Annotated in this window: 11 protein-coding genes; 1 reads left to right on the forward strand and 10 read right to left on the reverse strand. The window is 30.8% G+C overall.

Translation table 11 applies throughout. From position 1 onward, the window contains the following. Positions 1 to 197 precede the first annotated feature (197 nt). The 5 genes from ptsG to deoC form a co-directional block, all read right to left on the reverse strand. Entirely contained in the window at positions 198 to 2,246 is a 2,049-nt protein-coding gene (gene ptsG / locus CHL78_RS05095; protein WP_094366292.1) for a glucose-specific PTS transporter subunit IIBC, read from the reverse strand. Positions 2,247 to 2,501: 255 nt separating this feature from the next. Continuing rightward, a complete protein-coding gene (gene licT / locus CHL78_RS05100; protein WP_094366290.1) occupies positions 2,502 to 3,347 on the reverse strand; it encodes a BglG family transcription antiterminator LicT in 846 nt (281 codons plus the stop codon). 258 nt (positions 3,348 to 3,605) lie between these two features. After that, positions 3,606 to 5,825: a bifunctional diguanylate cyclase/phosphodiesterase gene (locus CHL78_RS05105; RefSeq protein WP_094366287.1), complete on the reverse strand. Its 2,220-nt coding sequence runs from the start codon at positions 5,823 to 5,825 to the stop codon at positions 3,606 to 3,608. 347 nt (positions 5,826 to 6,172) lie between these two features. Continuing rightward, positions 6,173 to 9,727 (reverse strand): pyruvate:ferredoxin (flavodoxin) oxidoreductase, encoded by a 3,555-nt coding sequence (gene nifJ, locus CHL78_RS05110; protein ID WP_094366285.1) that lies wholly within the window; start codon positions 9,725 to 9,727, stop codon positions 6,173 to 6,175. 277 nt (positions 9,728 to 10,004) lie between these two features. Continuing rightward, the gene (deoC, locus tag CHL78_RS05115; RefSeq protein ID WP_094366283.1) at positions 10,005 to 10,679 is read right to left on the reverse strand and encodes a deoxyribose-phosphate aldolase; all 675 of its coding nucleotides are present in this window, start codon (positions 10,677 to 10,679) and stop codon (positions 10,005 to 10,007) included. 457 nt (positions 10,680 to 11,136) lie between these two features. On the opposite strand from deoC, the gene CHL78_RS05120 reads away from it, so the two are divergent. Then, entirely contained in the window at positions 11,137 to 11,508 is a 372-nt protein-coding gene (locus CHL78_RS05120) for a winged helix-turn-helix transcriptional regulator (protein ID WP_094366281.1), read from the forward strand. Positions 11,509 to 11,660: 152 nt separating this feature from the next. Here CHL78_RS05120 and pduL read toward each other — a convergent pair whose 3' ends face one another. From pduL to CHL78_RS05145, 5 genes are all read right to left on the reverse strand, one after another. Beyond that, the gene (pduL, locus tag CHL78_RS05125; RefSeq protein WP_094366279.1) at positions 11,661 to 12,227 is read right to left on the reverse strand and encodes a phosphate propanoyltransferase; all 567 of its coding nucleotides are present in this window, start codon (positions 12,225 to 12,227) and stop codon (positions 11,661 to 11,663) included. A gap of 102 nt (positions 12,228 to 12,329) precedes the next feature. After that, positions 12,330 to 13,589 carry a 3-phosphoshikimate 1-carboxyvinyltransferase gene (gene aroA, locus CHL78_RS05130; protein ID WP_094366277.1) on the reverse strand — a complete coding sequence of 420 codons (1,260 nt, stop codon included), beginning with the start codon at positions 13,587 to 13,589 and terminating at the stop codon, positions 12,330 to 12,332. Further along, positions 13,582 to 14,685, reverse strand: a complete 1,104-nt coding sequence (aroB, locus tag CHL78_RS05135; RefSeq protein ID WP_094366275.1) for a 3-dehydroquinate synthase — start codon at positions 14,683 to 14,685, stop codon at positions 13,582 to 13,584. The genes aroA and aroB overlap by 8 nt, the downstream gene beginning before the upstream one ends. Continuing rightward, the gene (aroC, locus tag CHL78_RS05140) at positions 14,673 to 15,842 is read right to left on the reverse strand and encodes a chorismate synthase (protein WP_094366273.1); all 1,170 of its coding nucleotides are present in this window, start codon (positions 15,840 to 15,842) and stop codon (positions 14,673 to 14,675) included. The genes aroB and aroC overlap by 13 nt, the downstream gene beginning before the upstream one ends. 203 nt (positions 15,843 to 16,045) lie before the next feature. Continuing rightward, positions 16,046 to 16,645 carry a flavodoxin family protein gene (locus CHL78_RS05145; RefSeq protein WP_094366271.1) on the reverse strand — a complete coding sequence of 200 codons (600 nt, stop codon included), beginning with the start codon at positions 16,643 to 16,645 and terminating at the stop codon, positions 16,046 to 16,048. Between the last annotated feature and the right edge of the window lie 8 nt (positions 16,646 to 16,653).

The raw sequence follows: 16,653 nt of genomic DNA on the forward strand, positions 1-16,653 counted from the left end.
ATTATTAAAAATACCACTAAATTTCTTTATGGTATTTAAATATTCAAAACATATTTAAATCTTTAACTATTTTATTATAGCATGAAATTTAGATTTTCTACACCTTGTTATAAAATTGTAATCTTTTCGATATTTTTTGCAATTTCTTGTCGATATTAACAAAAATACCAACCCGTATTAGAGTTGGTATTTTTGTATTATTTACTTACTATACTTATTCTATTTTCTTCTTTAGCTTTTACTGCACCTGTTTTAATATTAACAGCTTCATGTTCACCTAAGTTAGTGAATATTACCGGACTTATTGTTGATGTAGCATTTTTTTCAATATAATTTATATCCATATCAACTAACTTATCTCCAGCTTTAACTTTTTGTCCAACTTCTACAAACATATCAAATCCATTACCATCTAACTTAACAGTTTCTATACCTAAATGTATAAGTACCTCTCTACCGTCTGTAGATTCTATTATTATAGCATGCTTAGTTGGGAATATTACTCCTATAGTACCATCTACTGGAGAATATATTCTCCCATCATGAGATTTTATCGCAAATCCATCTCCCATTAATTTACTTGAAAAAACTTCATCCGGCACTTGGGATAAGTCTAATATCTCACCATTAGTTAATGAAATTATCTTGTCATCAGTAAATGTAGATGTTTCTTGTTTTGAATCAGCCTTTATTTCAGATTTAATTTCTTCTTTAATTACTTTTTTAGCTACAACTTTACCTGCTATAATTTCATTTATTTCAGATTTCAGAGTATCAGATTTAGGTCCAAATATAGCTTGTATATTATTTCCTACAACCATCACACCTGCTGCTCCTAATGCTTTTAATTCATTTTTATCTACCTTATCTATGTCTTCAACTTGTACTCTAAGTCTAGTTATACAAGCATCCAGACTCTTTAAGTTTTCTTTATTTCCTAAGGCCTCAAGTATTCCAAATGCTAGCTCACTATTTCCTAATACTGAGTTAGTAATTTCACTACCCTCTTCTTCATCTTCTCTACCAGGAGTCTTTAGGTTGAACTTTCTTATCATAAATCTAAATCCGAAGTAGTAGATTGCTGCAAATACAAGTCCAACAACTATTGCTAGATACCATGGTGTTCTATTTGGTATTACTCCAAATAGTATGAAATCTATCAGTCCTCCAGAGAATGTAAGACCTATTTTAACATTTAATATCTGCATCATCATAAATGATAAACCTGCAAATACACAGTGTACAGCAAATAATACTGGTGCCACAAATAAAAATGCAAATTCTATTGGCTCAGTTATACCTGTTAAGAATGATGTTAATGCTGCTGATGCCATTATACCTGCAACATACTTTTTCTTCTCAGGCTTTGATTCGTGTACCATAGCAAGTGCCGCTGCCGGAAGACCAAACATCATGAATGGGAATTTACCAGTCATAAATGTACCAGCTGTAAATGCTACACCATCTTTAAGTTGTGCAAACCATATACTTTGATCACCCATTACAAGGTCTCCAGCATTATTTACATATTCACCAAATTGATACCAGAATGGATTATAAAATGCATGATGTAAACCAAATGGTATTAGCGCTCTTTCTATTAATCCAAACAAGAATGCTGCAACTGTTAAGTTAGCATCTATAACTACTTTAGAGAAATCAAATAAAGCCTGTTGTATAGGAGGCCATATAAACGTTAATAAAATACCTAGTAATAATGCCACGGTTGCTGTTGCTATTGGCACAAATCTCTTACCTGCAAAGAATCCTAAGTACTGAGGTAGCTCAATTTTATAGAATTTCTTATAAAGATTTGCTGCTATTATACCTATGATAATCCCACCAAATACTCCAGTTTGAATCGATGGTATCCCAACTACACTTGCATACATTGGGCTGTTTGTCATCTCAGGTGTTACTCCACCCATAATCCCCATAGCCTTATTCATTACAAGGAAACCAACTATAGCTGCAAGACCTGCAACACCTTCACCTTCAGTTAAACCAACTGCTACACCAACTGCAAATAATAACGGTAAGTTATCAAATATAATTTGACCACAACCTTCCATTATACTAGCAATTAATGGCAGTATTCCACTTGCTAGACCTGGAAGTTGAGCTAGAAGTGCCTCACTTCCTAATGCATTACCTATCCCTAAAAGTAAACCCGCTGCTGGAAGTATAGCAACTGGTAACATTAGTGATTTTCCTATTTTTTGTAAAACACCAAATAGTTTTTTCATACCTTTTTCTCCTTTTAAATTTAATTTTATAATTTCTTTATATGAAAAAAGACTCAAATCTATAAAATAATATACTAAATAAAGGTTTTGCAAAAATTACAGATATTATTAATATAACTGCAATTATTATCAATCCTATTTAATATATTTTTATAGATCTAAGTCTCGCCTGCATAACCAGTAACAATCTTATCTCTAAAAACTTACTATGAGCATTTAGAATGCATATTCGTTTTAAATTGTTAATATGTAATTTTATTTAAAGTTTATAACCGATATTACCCTGTTAATATGCAATGTAAGATATAGTAATTCATCTTCTGTAACATGGTAATTATATGTTTTTTCTATAAATTGCTTAATCTTACATGAGCATTTATAGTGATCTTCATATTTTATTTTTACTATTTCTATTAAATCATTTTTCTTATCCTCTGCTTCTTCTTTTTTTACAAGTCTTTTAGCAAAGAACTTTAAATGAGTAATTAACCTATCGTAGTTGATATCATCTTGCTTAAAATTCACTGAAAAATAATATCTAATTATATCTAACACTTCTTTAACTATCTTTGTCATTAAAAATGAATCTTTAGTATCTTCTCGATAATTAGCATTTACTATATGCATAGCTATAAATCCAGCTTCATCTTCAGGAAAATCAATATCAAATTCATCATTTATATAATCCAGCGCCCATTTTCCAATCTCAAATTCTTTCTTGTGAATTCTTCTTATTTCATAAAGTAGATCATTTTTTATGCTTATATTTTCTTTTTGCCTTTTAAGTGCAAATGCTATATGGTCTGTTAAAGATACATATATATATTCATAAAGCTCAGTTCCTAATTTTTTTTCAGCATACTCTATAATATGAGAACTCGCATTAAATATACTTTCATCTATTTGACTTGCTAATTTTCCAATTTTATTTCTGAAACCTTCATCTTGAGTAACAAACTTCTTTTCTATCTTACTTTCATCTACTTGTTGACCTGGTTTTTTCTTAAATCCAATTCCACATCCAGTGAGTATTAATTCTTTCTGACTATCCTCATCTAAAGCTAGTACAACATTATTATTATAAATTCTTTCAATGATCATAGCTAATGCTCACCCCCCCATGATATACTTTAGCAAATAAAAAACACCTAAATCAAGATACAACGCTTCCGTCTATCTCAACTTAGGTATTGCCTGCATTATCAGTAACAATCCGATCTATTAAACTATATACTTAATTTTATTATAATCTTTTACGTGTGTCAAGGAGATTTTGAAAGCTTTTTCCCAGAAAATTCTTATTAATAAAAAACTAGGTAAAATAATAAAAATATTATCTTACCTAGACATTTTAGTTTATTATTTATTTTTTATCATATGCTCAAACTCCAAGCTATCTACAGGCCTTGCAAAAACAAATCCTTGTATAATATCACACTTCGTATGCTTTAATATTTGTACTTGTTCAAGATTCTCTACACCCTCACATACAACTTCTAATCCAAGTTTTTTTGATAGCTCAATTATAGTAGCTACCATTTCTTTACTCTTCAAATCATTTTCTATATCTGATACAAGAGTTCTATCTATTTTTAAAATATCAATGTCTACTAACTTTAAATTACTAAGAGTAGAATTACCCGTTCCAAAATCATCCATAGATATTGCTATGCCTAGGGATTTTATATCTTTAATCTTTCTATTTATAAAATCTACATCATTAAGTGCAGTAGTTTCCGTGATTTCAATTTCTATTAATTTAGAATCTACACCATACTTCTCAACTGTGTTTTGTAAAAACTGTCTTAAATCAGGTTGATATAGTTCTACTCTGGATAAGTTTATAGATATCGGAACTAAATCATAACTATTATGCTTCCACTCACTTAATTTCTTACAGACATGTTCAAATACCCATCTTCCAATTAAGTTAATATCTCCGCTCTTTTCAGCTATAGGTATAAACTTACATGGGCTTATCATTCCCATATCAGTGTGATTCCACCTAATTAGAGCTTCTGCTCCAACTATTTTACTTCCATCAATATTAAACTTTGCCTGATAATACACTGAGAACTCATTGTTTTTAATACCTGTAGCTATATCCTGTTCTATCTTTATTAGGCTATGATGACATTGCTTTAGCTCCGTATCAAAAACATAGTAATTTTGATTTTGAATTATTTTTGCTTTTGTCCTTGCTAAGTTTGCATTATCAATAAATCTTTTAATATCTATATTTTCATCTTCAATAAAATAAATACCTATAGATGCTTTTATATTAATTTTCTTATCCTCAAACTCAACATTAGCTATCTCATTATTAATAAGCTTTACTATCCTTAATATATCTTTTTCATCATTATCTAAGCATAGCATTATTCCAAATAAGTCATTTGAAAACTTTCCATAGACTGTATTTTCTCCCATATGATTCCTTATATTATCTGCTATTGCCTTTAATATTTCATCTCCAGTATGGTATCCATGTACATCATTGATTATTTTAAATCTATCTATATCAAAACTTATAATTGCATATTTAGATATATTACTTCTTATAATAAAATCTTTAGCTTCTATTAAAAATCGCTTATAGTTATTTATTCCCGTTAAATGGTCTTCAAATGCCAATTTTTCTAGCTTTCTTTGGTTAATTTTTTTTATCCTAGATATGTATAAATGTATAATTACTCCTATCGATATAACCAGTATTATTGATATTTTAATAATCTTATCTATATTATTTGCATTGTATAAAAAATCTTTAGCGGGAATAGATGTGACAACATACCATCCCTTGCTTGTTTTTATTCTACTGTAACCTACATATCTATACTCATTATCAATGTAGATTTTTTCTAATCCATGATCTGCATATCTTTTTATATCATCTTTTATTCTTTTATTGCTAGGATCACCTGATGATGTTACTTTTAATAAATTTTTATTCATAATGTCTTCGTCATAAGATAGAATTACATTACCCTCATTATCAATTATAACTAAATTTCCTCTATCACTATATATTTCTAAGTTAATTTTATTAGTTATATCTTCTATAGTGTTACTTCCAAATACCATACCTATAATATTTTCTTCTTGGTATAATGGTTTCGAGTATGTTATATAATGTAATCCATCTACATCACTTTTTACAGGTTTTGATACATATGTTTTTCCTAAGATAGCATTTTTAAAGTACTCTTCATTTGATACATTATTAGTACTATTTTTAGATAATACTTGCCCCTGCTTATTTACAAAATGTATATTCTTAACCAAACTATTTTTATTGTCTAACTGTTTTTCTATTATACTATGTATTTTTTCTTTATTTCTATTATTGTACACGCTTATATAGTTTGATAATATTTCTATTTCGCCTAAGCTATTTTCAATACTTTTATCTATGTTTTCAGATATATATGACGTTATTTGAGTAATATTTTGCATTGTTTGCTGAGATAAAGTCCCCTTTATCTCTATAAAAAATATTGCTCCTATTAAACTCAGAATAAAAACTATCACTGTTGCCTGTACTACTAGTTTATATTTAAATACATGTTTTGATGTCATTTAACTCTCCCCTACTAGTTTACTAATTATGTTCTAACATCTATATATAAAACCTTAATTTGATAACTTAGTATTACATTTCAGTTTAAATTATCTACCTATATCCTCAGATGTTATAGTTTATTACCTATTAATAATATATCACAATTTTTACCAAAATACTTTTCATTTATAAGCATTTGTTAAGATTCAATAAACATTTGTTAAGATTCAATAAACATTTGTTAAGTTTTTTAATTAAGTAACTTATCGTCAAATCATTCAAACTAGCCATTTCAAAACAATATTTACCTTATATCAAAAAAAGGGATGCTTATGCATCCCTTTTCATATATATCTATTTAATATTATTGTAATACTAAAGTATCTACTTCAGCTAATCTCTTATAGCTTAGGTATCTATCATTAGCATCTTCCTCAGCCTTAGTGAATAACTCTTCAGCTACGTCTGGGAATTGCTTAGCTATTGCAGAGTATCTTACTTGTTTAGTTAAGAATTCTCTGAAGCTTTGAGTTGGTGCTTTAGAATCTAATGTAAATGGATTCTTACCTTGAGCTTTTAACTCTGGGTTGTGTCTATATAAATGCCAGTATCCAGCTTTAACAGCTTGATCTTCATTAGCTACACTACGTCCCATACCTTCTTTTAATCCGTGAGATATACATGGAGAGTAAGCTATTATTAATGATGGTCCATCAAACTTTTCAGCTTCTACTACAGCCTTCATGAATTGGTTCTTATCAGCACCCATAGCAACTTGAGCTACGTATACATTTCCATAAGACATAGCCATCATACCTAAATCTTTCTTTCTAGTTCTCTTACCTGCAGCAGCGAACTTAGCCATTGCAGCAACTGGAGTAGATTTAGATGCTTGACCTCCTGTATTTGAGTAGATCTCAGTATCAAATACAAGTACGTTTACATTTTCTCCTGATCCTAAAACGTGGTCTAATCCACCGTAACCGATGTCATATGCCCAACCGTCTCCACCAAGGATCCATTGAGATCTATTAACTAGATAATCTTTTCTTTCATCTATTTCAGCTACTAATGTTTTTATAGCTTCATCTTCTATATTGTGAGCGTTAGCTAATACAACTTCAACTTTAGCACTTGCAACTTTAGAAGCATCTCCACCTTCTTTAGCATCTAACCAAGCAGTAAATGCTTCTCTAGATTCATCACAAATGTTCATAGTTAATAACTCTTCCATATTTTGAGCTATTTTTGCTCTTAATTGCTTAACAGCTATATACATACCATATCCGAATTCAGCATTGTCTTCGAATAATGAGTTTGCCCAAGCTGGACCTTTACCTTCATGGTTAGTTGTGTATGGAGCTGATGGATAAGAACCACCCCAGATTGAAGAACATCCAGTAGCATTCGCTATCATCATTCTATCTCCGAATAATTGAGTAATATTTTTGATATATGCAGTTTCACCACATCCAGCACAAGCACCTGAGAACTCATGTAATGGTTGTCTAAATTGACTTCCTTTAACTGTTGTAGGAGCCATAACATCTCCTTTAGGAGCAACCTTCTCTGTATCTGCTGCGAATGCCCAGTTATCAACTTCTACATCTTGAGTACCAAGAGGCTTCATAACTAAAGCTTTTTCTTTAGCTGGACATATGTCAGCACAGTTTCCACATCCTGTACAGTCAAGTGGACTTACTTGTATTCTATATTGTAATCCTTCTAATCCTTTACCCATAGCTTTCTTAGTGTTGAATGCTTCTGGTGCATTGTTTGCTTCTTCTTCACTAACAAGTACTGGTCTTATACAAGAATGAGGACATATGAATGAACATTGGTTACATTGGATACAGTTTTCTAATACCCATTCTGGAACATTTACTGCTATACCACGTTTTTCGTAAGCAGCTGTACCATGAGGCATAGTACCATCTTCTAATCCCATAAATGTACTTATTGGTAAGCTATTACCTTCTTGTGCAGTTATTGGTCTTAGTATGTTTTTGATGAAGTCTGGTTCATCAGTTTGGTGTTCATGTTCTGTAGTTGCTCCTGACCAAGATGCTGGAACTTCTACTGATACTAATGAGTCTATTCCCTTTTCAACAGCTTGATAGTTCATATTTACTATCTTTTCACCTTTTTTACCGTAAGCTTTGTTTATAGAATCTTTTAAGTATTCTACAGCTTGCTCTACTGGTATTATGTTAGCTAACTTAAAGAATGCAGATTGCATTATCATGTTTATTCTGTTTCCAAGTCCTATTTCAGAAGCTATCTTAGTAGCATTTACAGTGTAGAACTTAACATCATTGTTAGCTATAAATTGCTTTAACTTAGGAGGTAAGTTTTCCTCTAAACCTTGAGCATCCCATATAGTATTAAGTACGAATGTACCACCTTTCTTAAGTCCTTTTAATAAATCATATTGATGAACATAAGATTGGTTGTGACAAGCTATATAGTCAGCTTCATCTATTAAGTAAGTAGCTCTTATTGGCTCGTCTCCGAATCTTAAGTGAGACATAGTTACCCCACCAGATTTCTTAGAGTCATAGTCAAAGTAAGCTTGAACATATTTCTCTGTATGATCTCCTATGATTTTAACAGCTTGCTTGTTAGCTCCAACTGTACCGTCAGATCCTAATCCCCAGAACTTACATCTTACTGTTCCTGGTGCAGATACTTTTAATGTATCATTGTATTTTAATGAAGTATGAGTTACGTCATCTTCTATACCAACTGTAAATCTGTTTTTAGGATTTTCAGAAACTAAGTTGTCAAGTACAGCTTTTATTTCTGTTGGAGTAGTATCTTTTGATCCTAATCCGTATCTTCCACCTATTATCATTGGTGTTTTTTCTTCATCATAGAATGCAGAACGTACATCTAAGTATAATGGCTCACCATTAGCACCTGGTTCTTTTGTTCTATCAAGTACGCATATTCTTTCAGCTGTTGCTGGTATTGCTTTTAATAAATGTTCATTTGAGAATGGTCTGTATAAGTGAACTTTAACTAAACCATATTTCTCTCCTTTAGCATTTAAAGCATCTATTGTTTCTTCTATAGTCTCAGTTACAGATCCCATAGCTATTAATACATACTTAGCATCTTCTGCTCCGTAGTAATCAAATAATCCATGGTGTCTTCCTGTTAATTCTCCCATTTTGTTCATGTATTTTTCAACTATTCCTACGATATCATCATAGTATTTGTTTGAAGCTTCTCTAGTTTGGAAGTATACATCTGGGTTTTGTGCAGTACCTCTAGTTACTGGGTGGTTTGGAGATAATGCTCTATTTCTGAATTCTTTTACAGCATCCATGTTTAATAGACTTGCATAATCTTCATTTTCTAATAATTCAACTTTTTGTATTTCGTGAGATGTTCTAAATCCATCGAAGAAGTTTATAAATGGTAATCTACCTTCTATTGCAGCTAAATGCGCAACAGGAGATATATCAGCAACTTCTTGAACAGATCCTGATGCTAACATTACACATCCAGTTTGTCTAGCTGCCATAACGTCTTGGTGATCTCCGAATATTGATAAAGCTTGTGCAGCTAAAGCACGCGCACTTACGTGGAATACTCCTGGTAATAATTCACCTGCTGTTTTGTACATGTTTGGTATCATTAATAATAAACCTTGTGATGCAGTGAATGTAGTAGTTAAAGCTCCTGCTTGTAAAGAACCGTGGAATGTTCCTGCCGCTCCTGCTTCTGATTGCATTTCTACAACACTAACTTGTTGTCCAAATATGTTTTTTCTTCCTTGAGCAGCCCATTCATCCACTACTTCAGCCATTGTTGAAGATGGAGTTATTGGGAATATAGCAGCTACGTCTGTAAATGCATACGAAACGTGTGCAGCAGCTGTATTTCCGTCAAGTGTTTTCATAAATTTAGCCATAATTATGTATCCTCCTTATATATTGCTCCAATCATACTGATTATCTAAAGTGCAATAAATATTTGTGTGTACAAAAGACACACTATCTTTACAACACTTCTACAGTAATAGGAAAAAAACCTTCTTATATTTTGAAATTAATAATATATTTAAGTTTTTTGTTGAAAGAACTAAAATATATTAAATATTTTTTCTATCCTTAACATAATATATACCCATTAATTCTCATTCTAAACTGAAATGTCGAATTATACACTTTTATGAGTATGATTATTTCTTAATATCCGCTACCAGCTTCATCTGAACCATTAGCTATAGCTATTGATGCACTTGCACCTATTCTACTTGCTCCAGCTTCGATAACAGCTATTGCATCTTTTTCACATCTTACTCCACCAGAAGCTTTAACTCCTATTTCACTTCCTACAGTATCTCTCATAATCTTTATGTCAGCTGGAGTTGATCCACCTGTACCAAATCCTGTAGAAGTTTTTACATAATCAGTTCCCGCTTTTACTGCTACTTCACATGCTTTTATTTTTTCTTCATCAGTTAAATAACAAGTTTCTATTATTACTTTAACTAAAGCTTTTTTATCTGCTGCATCTACTACAGCTTTTATATCTTCAAATACTAAATCATAGTTTTTATCTTTTAAAGCACCTATATTTATTACCATATCTACTTCATCTGCACCTTTAGCTATAGCATCTTTAGTTTCAAATGCCTTCACTTCTGGCGTATTAGCTCCTAGAGGGAATCCTATAACTGTACAAACTTTTACATCTGATCCTTCTAATTCTTTTTTTGCTAATTGTATATGAGTTGGGTTTATACATACTGAAAAAAATCCGTGTTCTTTTGCTTCACTACATATCTTCACAACTTCTTCTTTAGTTGTAAATGCCTTTAATATAGTATGGTCGATCATGTTAGCTATCTTGTTGTTCATAATTGTTCTCCTTTAATTGTCATAGTTACATTTTATTCCATGAATATCTTATCACATAGAAGAAACTATTTAAATGCCTAATTAGAGCTAATTAAATAGTAATAATATTTATATTATTTCTAACATAATTTAATTATCCGGTTTATTTTTTCCTTGATAGCATTTAAAATTCATAGTTTGGGCATTTTTTATTTTCTTATTGTTGAATCTTGTATACACCCTTATAATATATAATGTCTTTTTTTTTAACAAGTAGGCACTTTTTATATATATAGTATCAAAAAAGATACTGTATATTTTTATATTTAAAGCAAATATTTATTATACTTAACTTTCTTAAGACAACGTATTCCTATATATATATATTTATCCAATAATTACTTTTATGGTATAATAAAAAAAGTCGATTTAAGTATATTTTTATAATTTAGTGGTCCTTTAATGTGAGGTGTGTACAATGGATAAAGTTATGATATCCCATAATAAATGTCATATGAACGAGCGATGTGTTAAGTATAGAACTTGCCCCATGGTTTTAGTACATAAATTAGTTTCTGGAAAGTGGAAGATATTAATACTATGGTATTTAAGTGGTGGTTGTTTAAGATTTAGTGAAATTAAAAGAAAGTTACCAGATGTTACTCAAAAAATGTTAACAAATCAATTAAGAAGTCTTGAAGAAGATGGCCTAATAAATAGAAAAGTATATCCTGTAGTTCCTCCTAAGGTGGAATATAGTCTAAGTGAAATGGGCGAAAAAATGTTACCTCTACTAGAGCAGATGTACAGCTACGGAATTGACTATTTAAGTCCAAAAGAAAAAAGATAAACATAAAATGCTTTATAATATAATTTTTTTAAAAATTATATTATAAAGCATTTTTTACTTACAAAAATACGAAAAAGGCATGTGCAATGCACATACCTTTTAATATATTAAGGTTTTGAAATTATAATTAATATTAAAATTAGATACACTAATTATTTTATTAATTCAACTTCTTCTCCATTTTTAACTCCTGCAGCGTTTCCTTCTTCAACATCAACGTGCATTTCTAAAGCGAAAGCTTCGTTAGCTCTTACTAATACGTTTTCGAACACAACAGCTCTTGGTCCAAAAGTTCTAACGCTTACTATTTGCTTATCTTCTACACCGAAGTTAGCAGCATCTTCTAAGCTCATATGTATGTGTCTAGAAGCAACTATAACACCTTCTGCTAATTCAACTTCACCAGCTGGTCCTACTAATTTAACGCCAGGACTTCCTGCTACGTCACCAGATTGTCTTACTGGAGCTTTTACTCCTAATGCAAATCCATCAGCTAAAGATATTTCTACTTGTGTAGATGGTCTTGCTGGTCCTAAAACTCTAACACCTTTTATAGTTCCTTTAGGTCCTACTAAGTCAATTTTTTCATCACATGCAAATTGACCAGGTTGAGATAATGGCTTAAAGTGAGTTAACTCATGTCCAGCACCGAATAAAGCTTCTATGTCTGCTTGGCTTAAGTGAACGTGTCTGTTAGATAACGCTATTGGTAATTTCATTAAAATTTCCTCCTATTATTAACTTTGTATACAAAATACAAAATTTAGTTACTTTTCAATACAATTATACATAATTTTCATGCTAAAATCAAATAGTATTGTTTATTTTAATAATTGTTTCAATAAATCAAAGTATCCTGGAAAAGAAATATCAATACATTTTGTATCATCTAATTTAACTTTATTCTCACAAATTAAATTAGCTATTGAGAATGCCATAGCTATTCTGTGATCTTTAAATGTTTCAATATAAGCACCATCTAACTTACTTTTACCAGTAATGACCATACCATCTTCTAGTTCTTCTATATTAGCTCCCATCTTCTTTAGATTGTCTACTACAGATTTAATTCGATTGCTTTCTTTTACTTTTAACTCTTTTGCATCTTTTATAATAGTAGTTCCTTCTGCTTGAGTAGCTAGTACAGCTATTATAGGTATCTCATCTATTAGTCTTGGTATTATTTCTTTGTCTATTGTAGTTGCAGTTAAATTTGCGCTATATTTTACTAATAAATCTCCTACTTTCTCTCCACTTACTAGTCTTTGATTTATTATTTCAATATTTCCATTCATGCTCTTTACTACATCTAGTATTCCTGTTCTCGTTTCATTTAATCCAACATTTTTTATAATTACTTCTGAACCTTTAGTAATAAGCGCTCCAACAATTATAAATGCTGCTGAAGATATATCTCCTGGAACATATATATCTTGACTAAATAACTCTTCTACAGGATTTATTTTTATTTTTAAATCATCAACTTGTATATCTGCTCCAAAAGACTTAAGCATTATCTCTGTGTGATTTCTACTTTTTACCTTTTCATTAATTATTGATTTTCCATCTGCATATAAGCTAGCTAGTATTAATGCTGATTTTACTTGAGCCGAAGCTACTTGCATCTTGTAATCTATATTGTGTAAATTCCCCCCATAGATTTTTATTGGAGTATAGTTTCCATCATCATTACCTTCTATTTTGCACCCCATAAGTCTAAGCGGATCTACTACTCTTTTCATAGGTCTTTTTCCTATTGATTCATCTCCTATCAATGTTGCATCAAAGTTGTTACCTGCAAGTATACCCATTATAAGCCTTATAGTTGTACCTGAGTTTCCAACATCAAGTATATCTGTCGGAGCTTTTAGCCCCCTAAGTCCATTACCTTTTACAAAAACATCTTTTCCTACTATATCTATATCTACACCCATTTTTCTAAAACAAGAAATCGTACTTAAGCAATCTTCTCCCATTAAAAAGTTACTTATTTTATTGTTTCCCTTTGCTATTGACGAAAACATAATGGATCTATGTGATATTGATTTATCCCCTATAAGTTCAAAGCTCCCTCTAAGCATATTTACACCTCTTTACTATATCTAATATTATTTCTTCATCTATATTATTTACTACTTCAACCTTACCTTGTCCTACAGGTAAAACTAAGTGTATCTTTCCAAAGCTATTTTTCTTATCACTCTTCATAATCTCTAGCACTTCTTTTTCATCTGCATCTTCAAATTCTATTGGAAGATTATATTTTTCACACACAGTTATAAATTTATCGTAATATCCCTGTTCAATTATATTTTGCTGTAGAGATAACCTAAACGCCATATTCATACCAATACTTACTGCATGACCATGACTTATTTTACATAACTTTTCTACTCCATGACCAAATGTATGTCCAAAGTTTAGTATCTTTCTAAGCCCACCTTCTTTTTCATCTTCATCTACAACATAAGCTTTTATGCTTGCGCACTTCTTAACTATATAGTATAAGCTTTCTGTTTTTCTTTCCATTATATCTTCACTATTTTCTATTAGATAGTCTAAAAATTCATAGTCATATATTAGGCTATACTTTATTACTTCACTCATACCTGTTTCAAATTCTTCTATAGGTAAACTCTCTAAAGCTCCTACATTTATATATACAAGCTTTGGCTGATAAAAACTTCCTACTATATTTTTAAAATTCCCTATGCTTATCCCTGTTTTTCCACCTATTGACGAATCTACTTGTGCTAAAAGAGTAGTTGGAACTTGCACTATATCAACACCTCTCATGTATGTAGACGCTACAAATCCTGCTAAATCTCCTACTACCCCTCCACCAAGAGCTATTATCACAGACTTTCTAGATAAATTTATTCTTATACAATAATTAATTATTTCTTCATATACTCCTAGAGATTTCGAATCTTCTCCTGCAGGAATAATGTATTCATATATGGTTTTTACTTTTAATTTATCAATAAATTTATTAAGTTGATGGTTATATACATTTTGATCTGTTATTACCAGAACCGAATCGTATATTGAGTTAACATCTTTATCTTGTGTAGTATTTTCATTAGATTTACAATTTGCTAATATCATTGCTTCTTCAAAAAATTTGTAACTTCGGTCTATAGCTATATTGCAAACTTTATTTTCTATCTTTTCCATCCACGATCACCTAGCCTTTTTAGATAAGATTCATAATTTGATTTTAAATCTTGTAAGTTATCTCCACCTATTTTTTCTAAGAAATATTTACAAATAACAAATGCTACTACATTTTCACAGACTACACTACATGCTGGTACAGCACAGCAGTCAGATCTTTCTATACTTGCTTGATAAGGCTTTAGTGTATTTACATCTATTGAATTTAAAGGTTTATAAAGTGTTGGTATCGGCTTCATAGCACACCTTATTATTATTTCTTCCCCAGTAGTCATTCCACCTTCTATACCACCTAAGCGATTTGTAACTCTACGTATTCCTTTCTCATCATCATAACTTATCTCATCCATTACAGATGATCCACTAGTTTTTGCTACATCAAATCCAATTCCAATCTCTACACCTTTTATGGCCTGAGTACCCATAAGGTGCATTGCAAGCTGTCCATCTATTTTTTTATCAAAGTGAGTGTATGAACCAAGCCCTGGTATAACATTTTTTACTCTTACTTCTACTACTCCACCTATAGTGTCTCCATTAGCCCTAGTCTTATCTATTGTAGCTATTATTTGTTCTTCTAGGGTTTTATCTACACACCTTACTTCACTGCTATCCACATTGCTTTTTATGTAGTCAAAGTCATAATAATTAGTTTCTTTATGTTCTCCTATTTGAACTACATGAGATGTTAAGTCAATTTCAAAGTTTTTTAAGATTTGCTTACATATAGCACCTACTGCAACTCTACTTGCAGTTTCTCTTGCACTAGATCTCTCAAGTACATTTCTAGCATCTTCGAAATCGTACTTTAAGCACCCAACTAAATCAGCATGTCCTGGTCTAACATTACTAACCTTTCTAGTTTCAAAGTCAGCATCTTCCATAGGGTTCATATATTTAGTCCAATTCTCATAATCTTTATTTACTATTTCAATAGAAATAGGTGCTCCTAAGGTCTTTTTACCTCTTACCCCTCCTAATATATTTATCTTATCTTGCTCTATTTTCATTCTTCCACCACGACCATATCCACTTTGGCGCTTTTTTAATTCCAAATTTATTTCCTCTATATTTAGTTCTATATTAGCTGGTACTCCGTCTAATATGGATATAAGACTTTTTCCATGCGATTCTCCACTTGTTAAATATCTAAGCATGATTACCTCCTAATTTGTTATCTATTTCTACTCAAAATCTATATACATGTTATTATAGCCAATTTTCTTTGTTTATGGGAAATTTAAACAAAAGAAACGTTATTAACAACTAAAATAAATTTTATCTAACTATCAATACCTAAATAAGTAAAAAAGGAACCACCAAGTATTATACTTTAGTAATTCCTTTTCATATCATTATATTAAATTGATTTTATATCTTTTATATAATTATCTATATTTTCATCAAGCATCTCTTTAAATTCATTATTTTCATTGTATGATAAACTATCCGTGCTATTTAGCCTTAGATTATACTTTAATTTACTATTTATACTCTTAAAAAAGAAGTCCATAACAATATCTCCACCCATGAACTGGCTTTCATATTGCGTACTACCACCAACAGCAATGTACATTCCGATTCGTTTCTTACTTCTATCTATAGATGATTTATTGAGAATATATTTACTCGCATAAATCGCTTGCGTTCTATCTACAACGGTCTTCATCTTTGCTGAGATACAATCAAAGTGAACAGGGCTTATAACTATGCACCCCTTTGACTTATCAAACATATCATACATAGGCTTCATATCATCATTATATTTACAGTATCCTGTTTTATCACAGAAGCCACATGCTATACAATACTCTATTTCCATATCATAAATGTTAAATACTTTATTGGATATATTGTTTAAATCCAATGCATCTGATATATTGTTAGCGATGTTAAAACAACTCTGTCCTTTTCTAGGGCTTGCATTTATTATTAAAACTTCCGGATTTTCTGATTTCATATATGCTC

The sequence above is a fragment of the Romboutsia weinsteinii genome, assembly GCF_002250835.2.
Lineage (GTDB): Bacteria > Bacillota > Clostridia > Peptostreptococcales > Peptostreptococcaceae > Romboutsia_A > Romboutsia_A weinsteinii.

Coding starts and splice junctions, on each gene's coding strand:
- licT (WP_094366290.1), bottom strand. CDS start 3,347: ATGATCATTGAAAGAATTTATAATAATAATGTTGTACTAGCTTTAGAT.
- ptsG (WP_094366292.1), bottom strand. CDS start 2,246: ATGAAAAAACTATTTGGTGTTTTACAAAAAATAGGAAAATCACTAATG.
- CHL78_RS05145 (WP_094366271.1), bottom strand. CDS start 16,645: ATGAAATCAGAAAATCCGGAAGTTTTAATAATAAATGCAAGCCCTAGA.
- nifJ (WP_094366285.1), bottom strand. CDS start 9,727: ATGGCTAAATTTATGAAAACACTTGACGGAAATACAGCTGCTGCACAC.
- deoC (WP_094366283.1), bottom strand. CDS start 10,679: ATGAACAACAAGATAGCTAACATGATCGACCATACTATATTAAAGGCA.
- pduL (WP_094366279.1), bottom strand. CDS start 12,227: ATGAAATTACCAATAGCGTTATCTAACAGACACGTTCACTTAAGCCAA.
- aroC (WP_094366273.1), bottom strand. CDS start 15,842: ATGCTTAGATATTTAACAAGTGGAGAATCGCATGGAAAAAGTCTTATA.
- aroA (WP_094366277.1), bottom strand. CDS start 13,589: ATGCTTAGAGGGAGCTTTGAACTTATAGGGGATAAATCAATATCACAT.
- CHL78_RS05120 (WP_094366281.1), top strand. CDS start 11,137: ATGGATAAAGTTATGATATCCCATAATAAATGTCATATGAACGAGCGA.
- CHL78_RS05105 (WP_094366287.1), bottom strand. CDS start 5,825: ATGACATCAAAACATGTATTTAAATATAAACTAGTAGTACAGGCAACA.
- aroB (WP_094366275.1), bottom strand. CDS start 14,685: ATGGAAAAGATAGAAAATAAAGTTTGCAATATAGCTATAGACCGAAGT.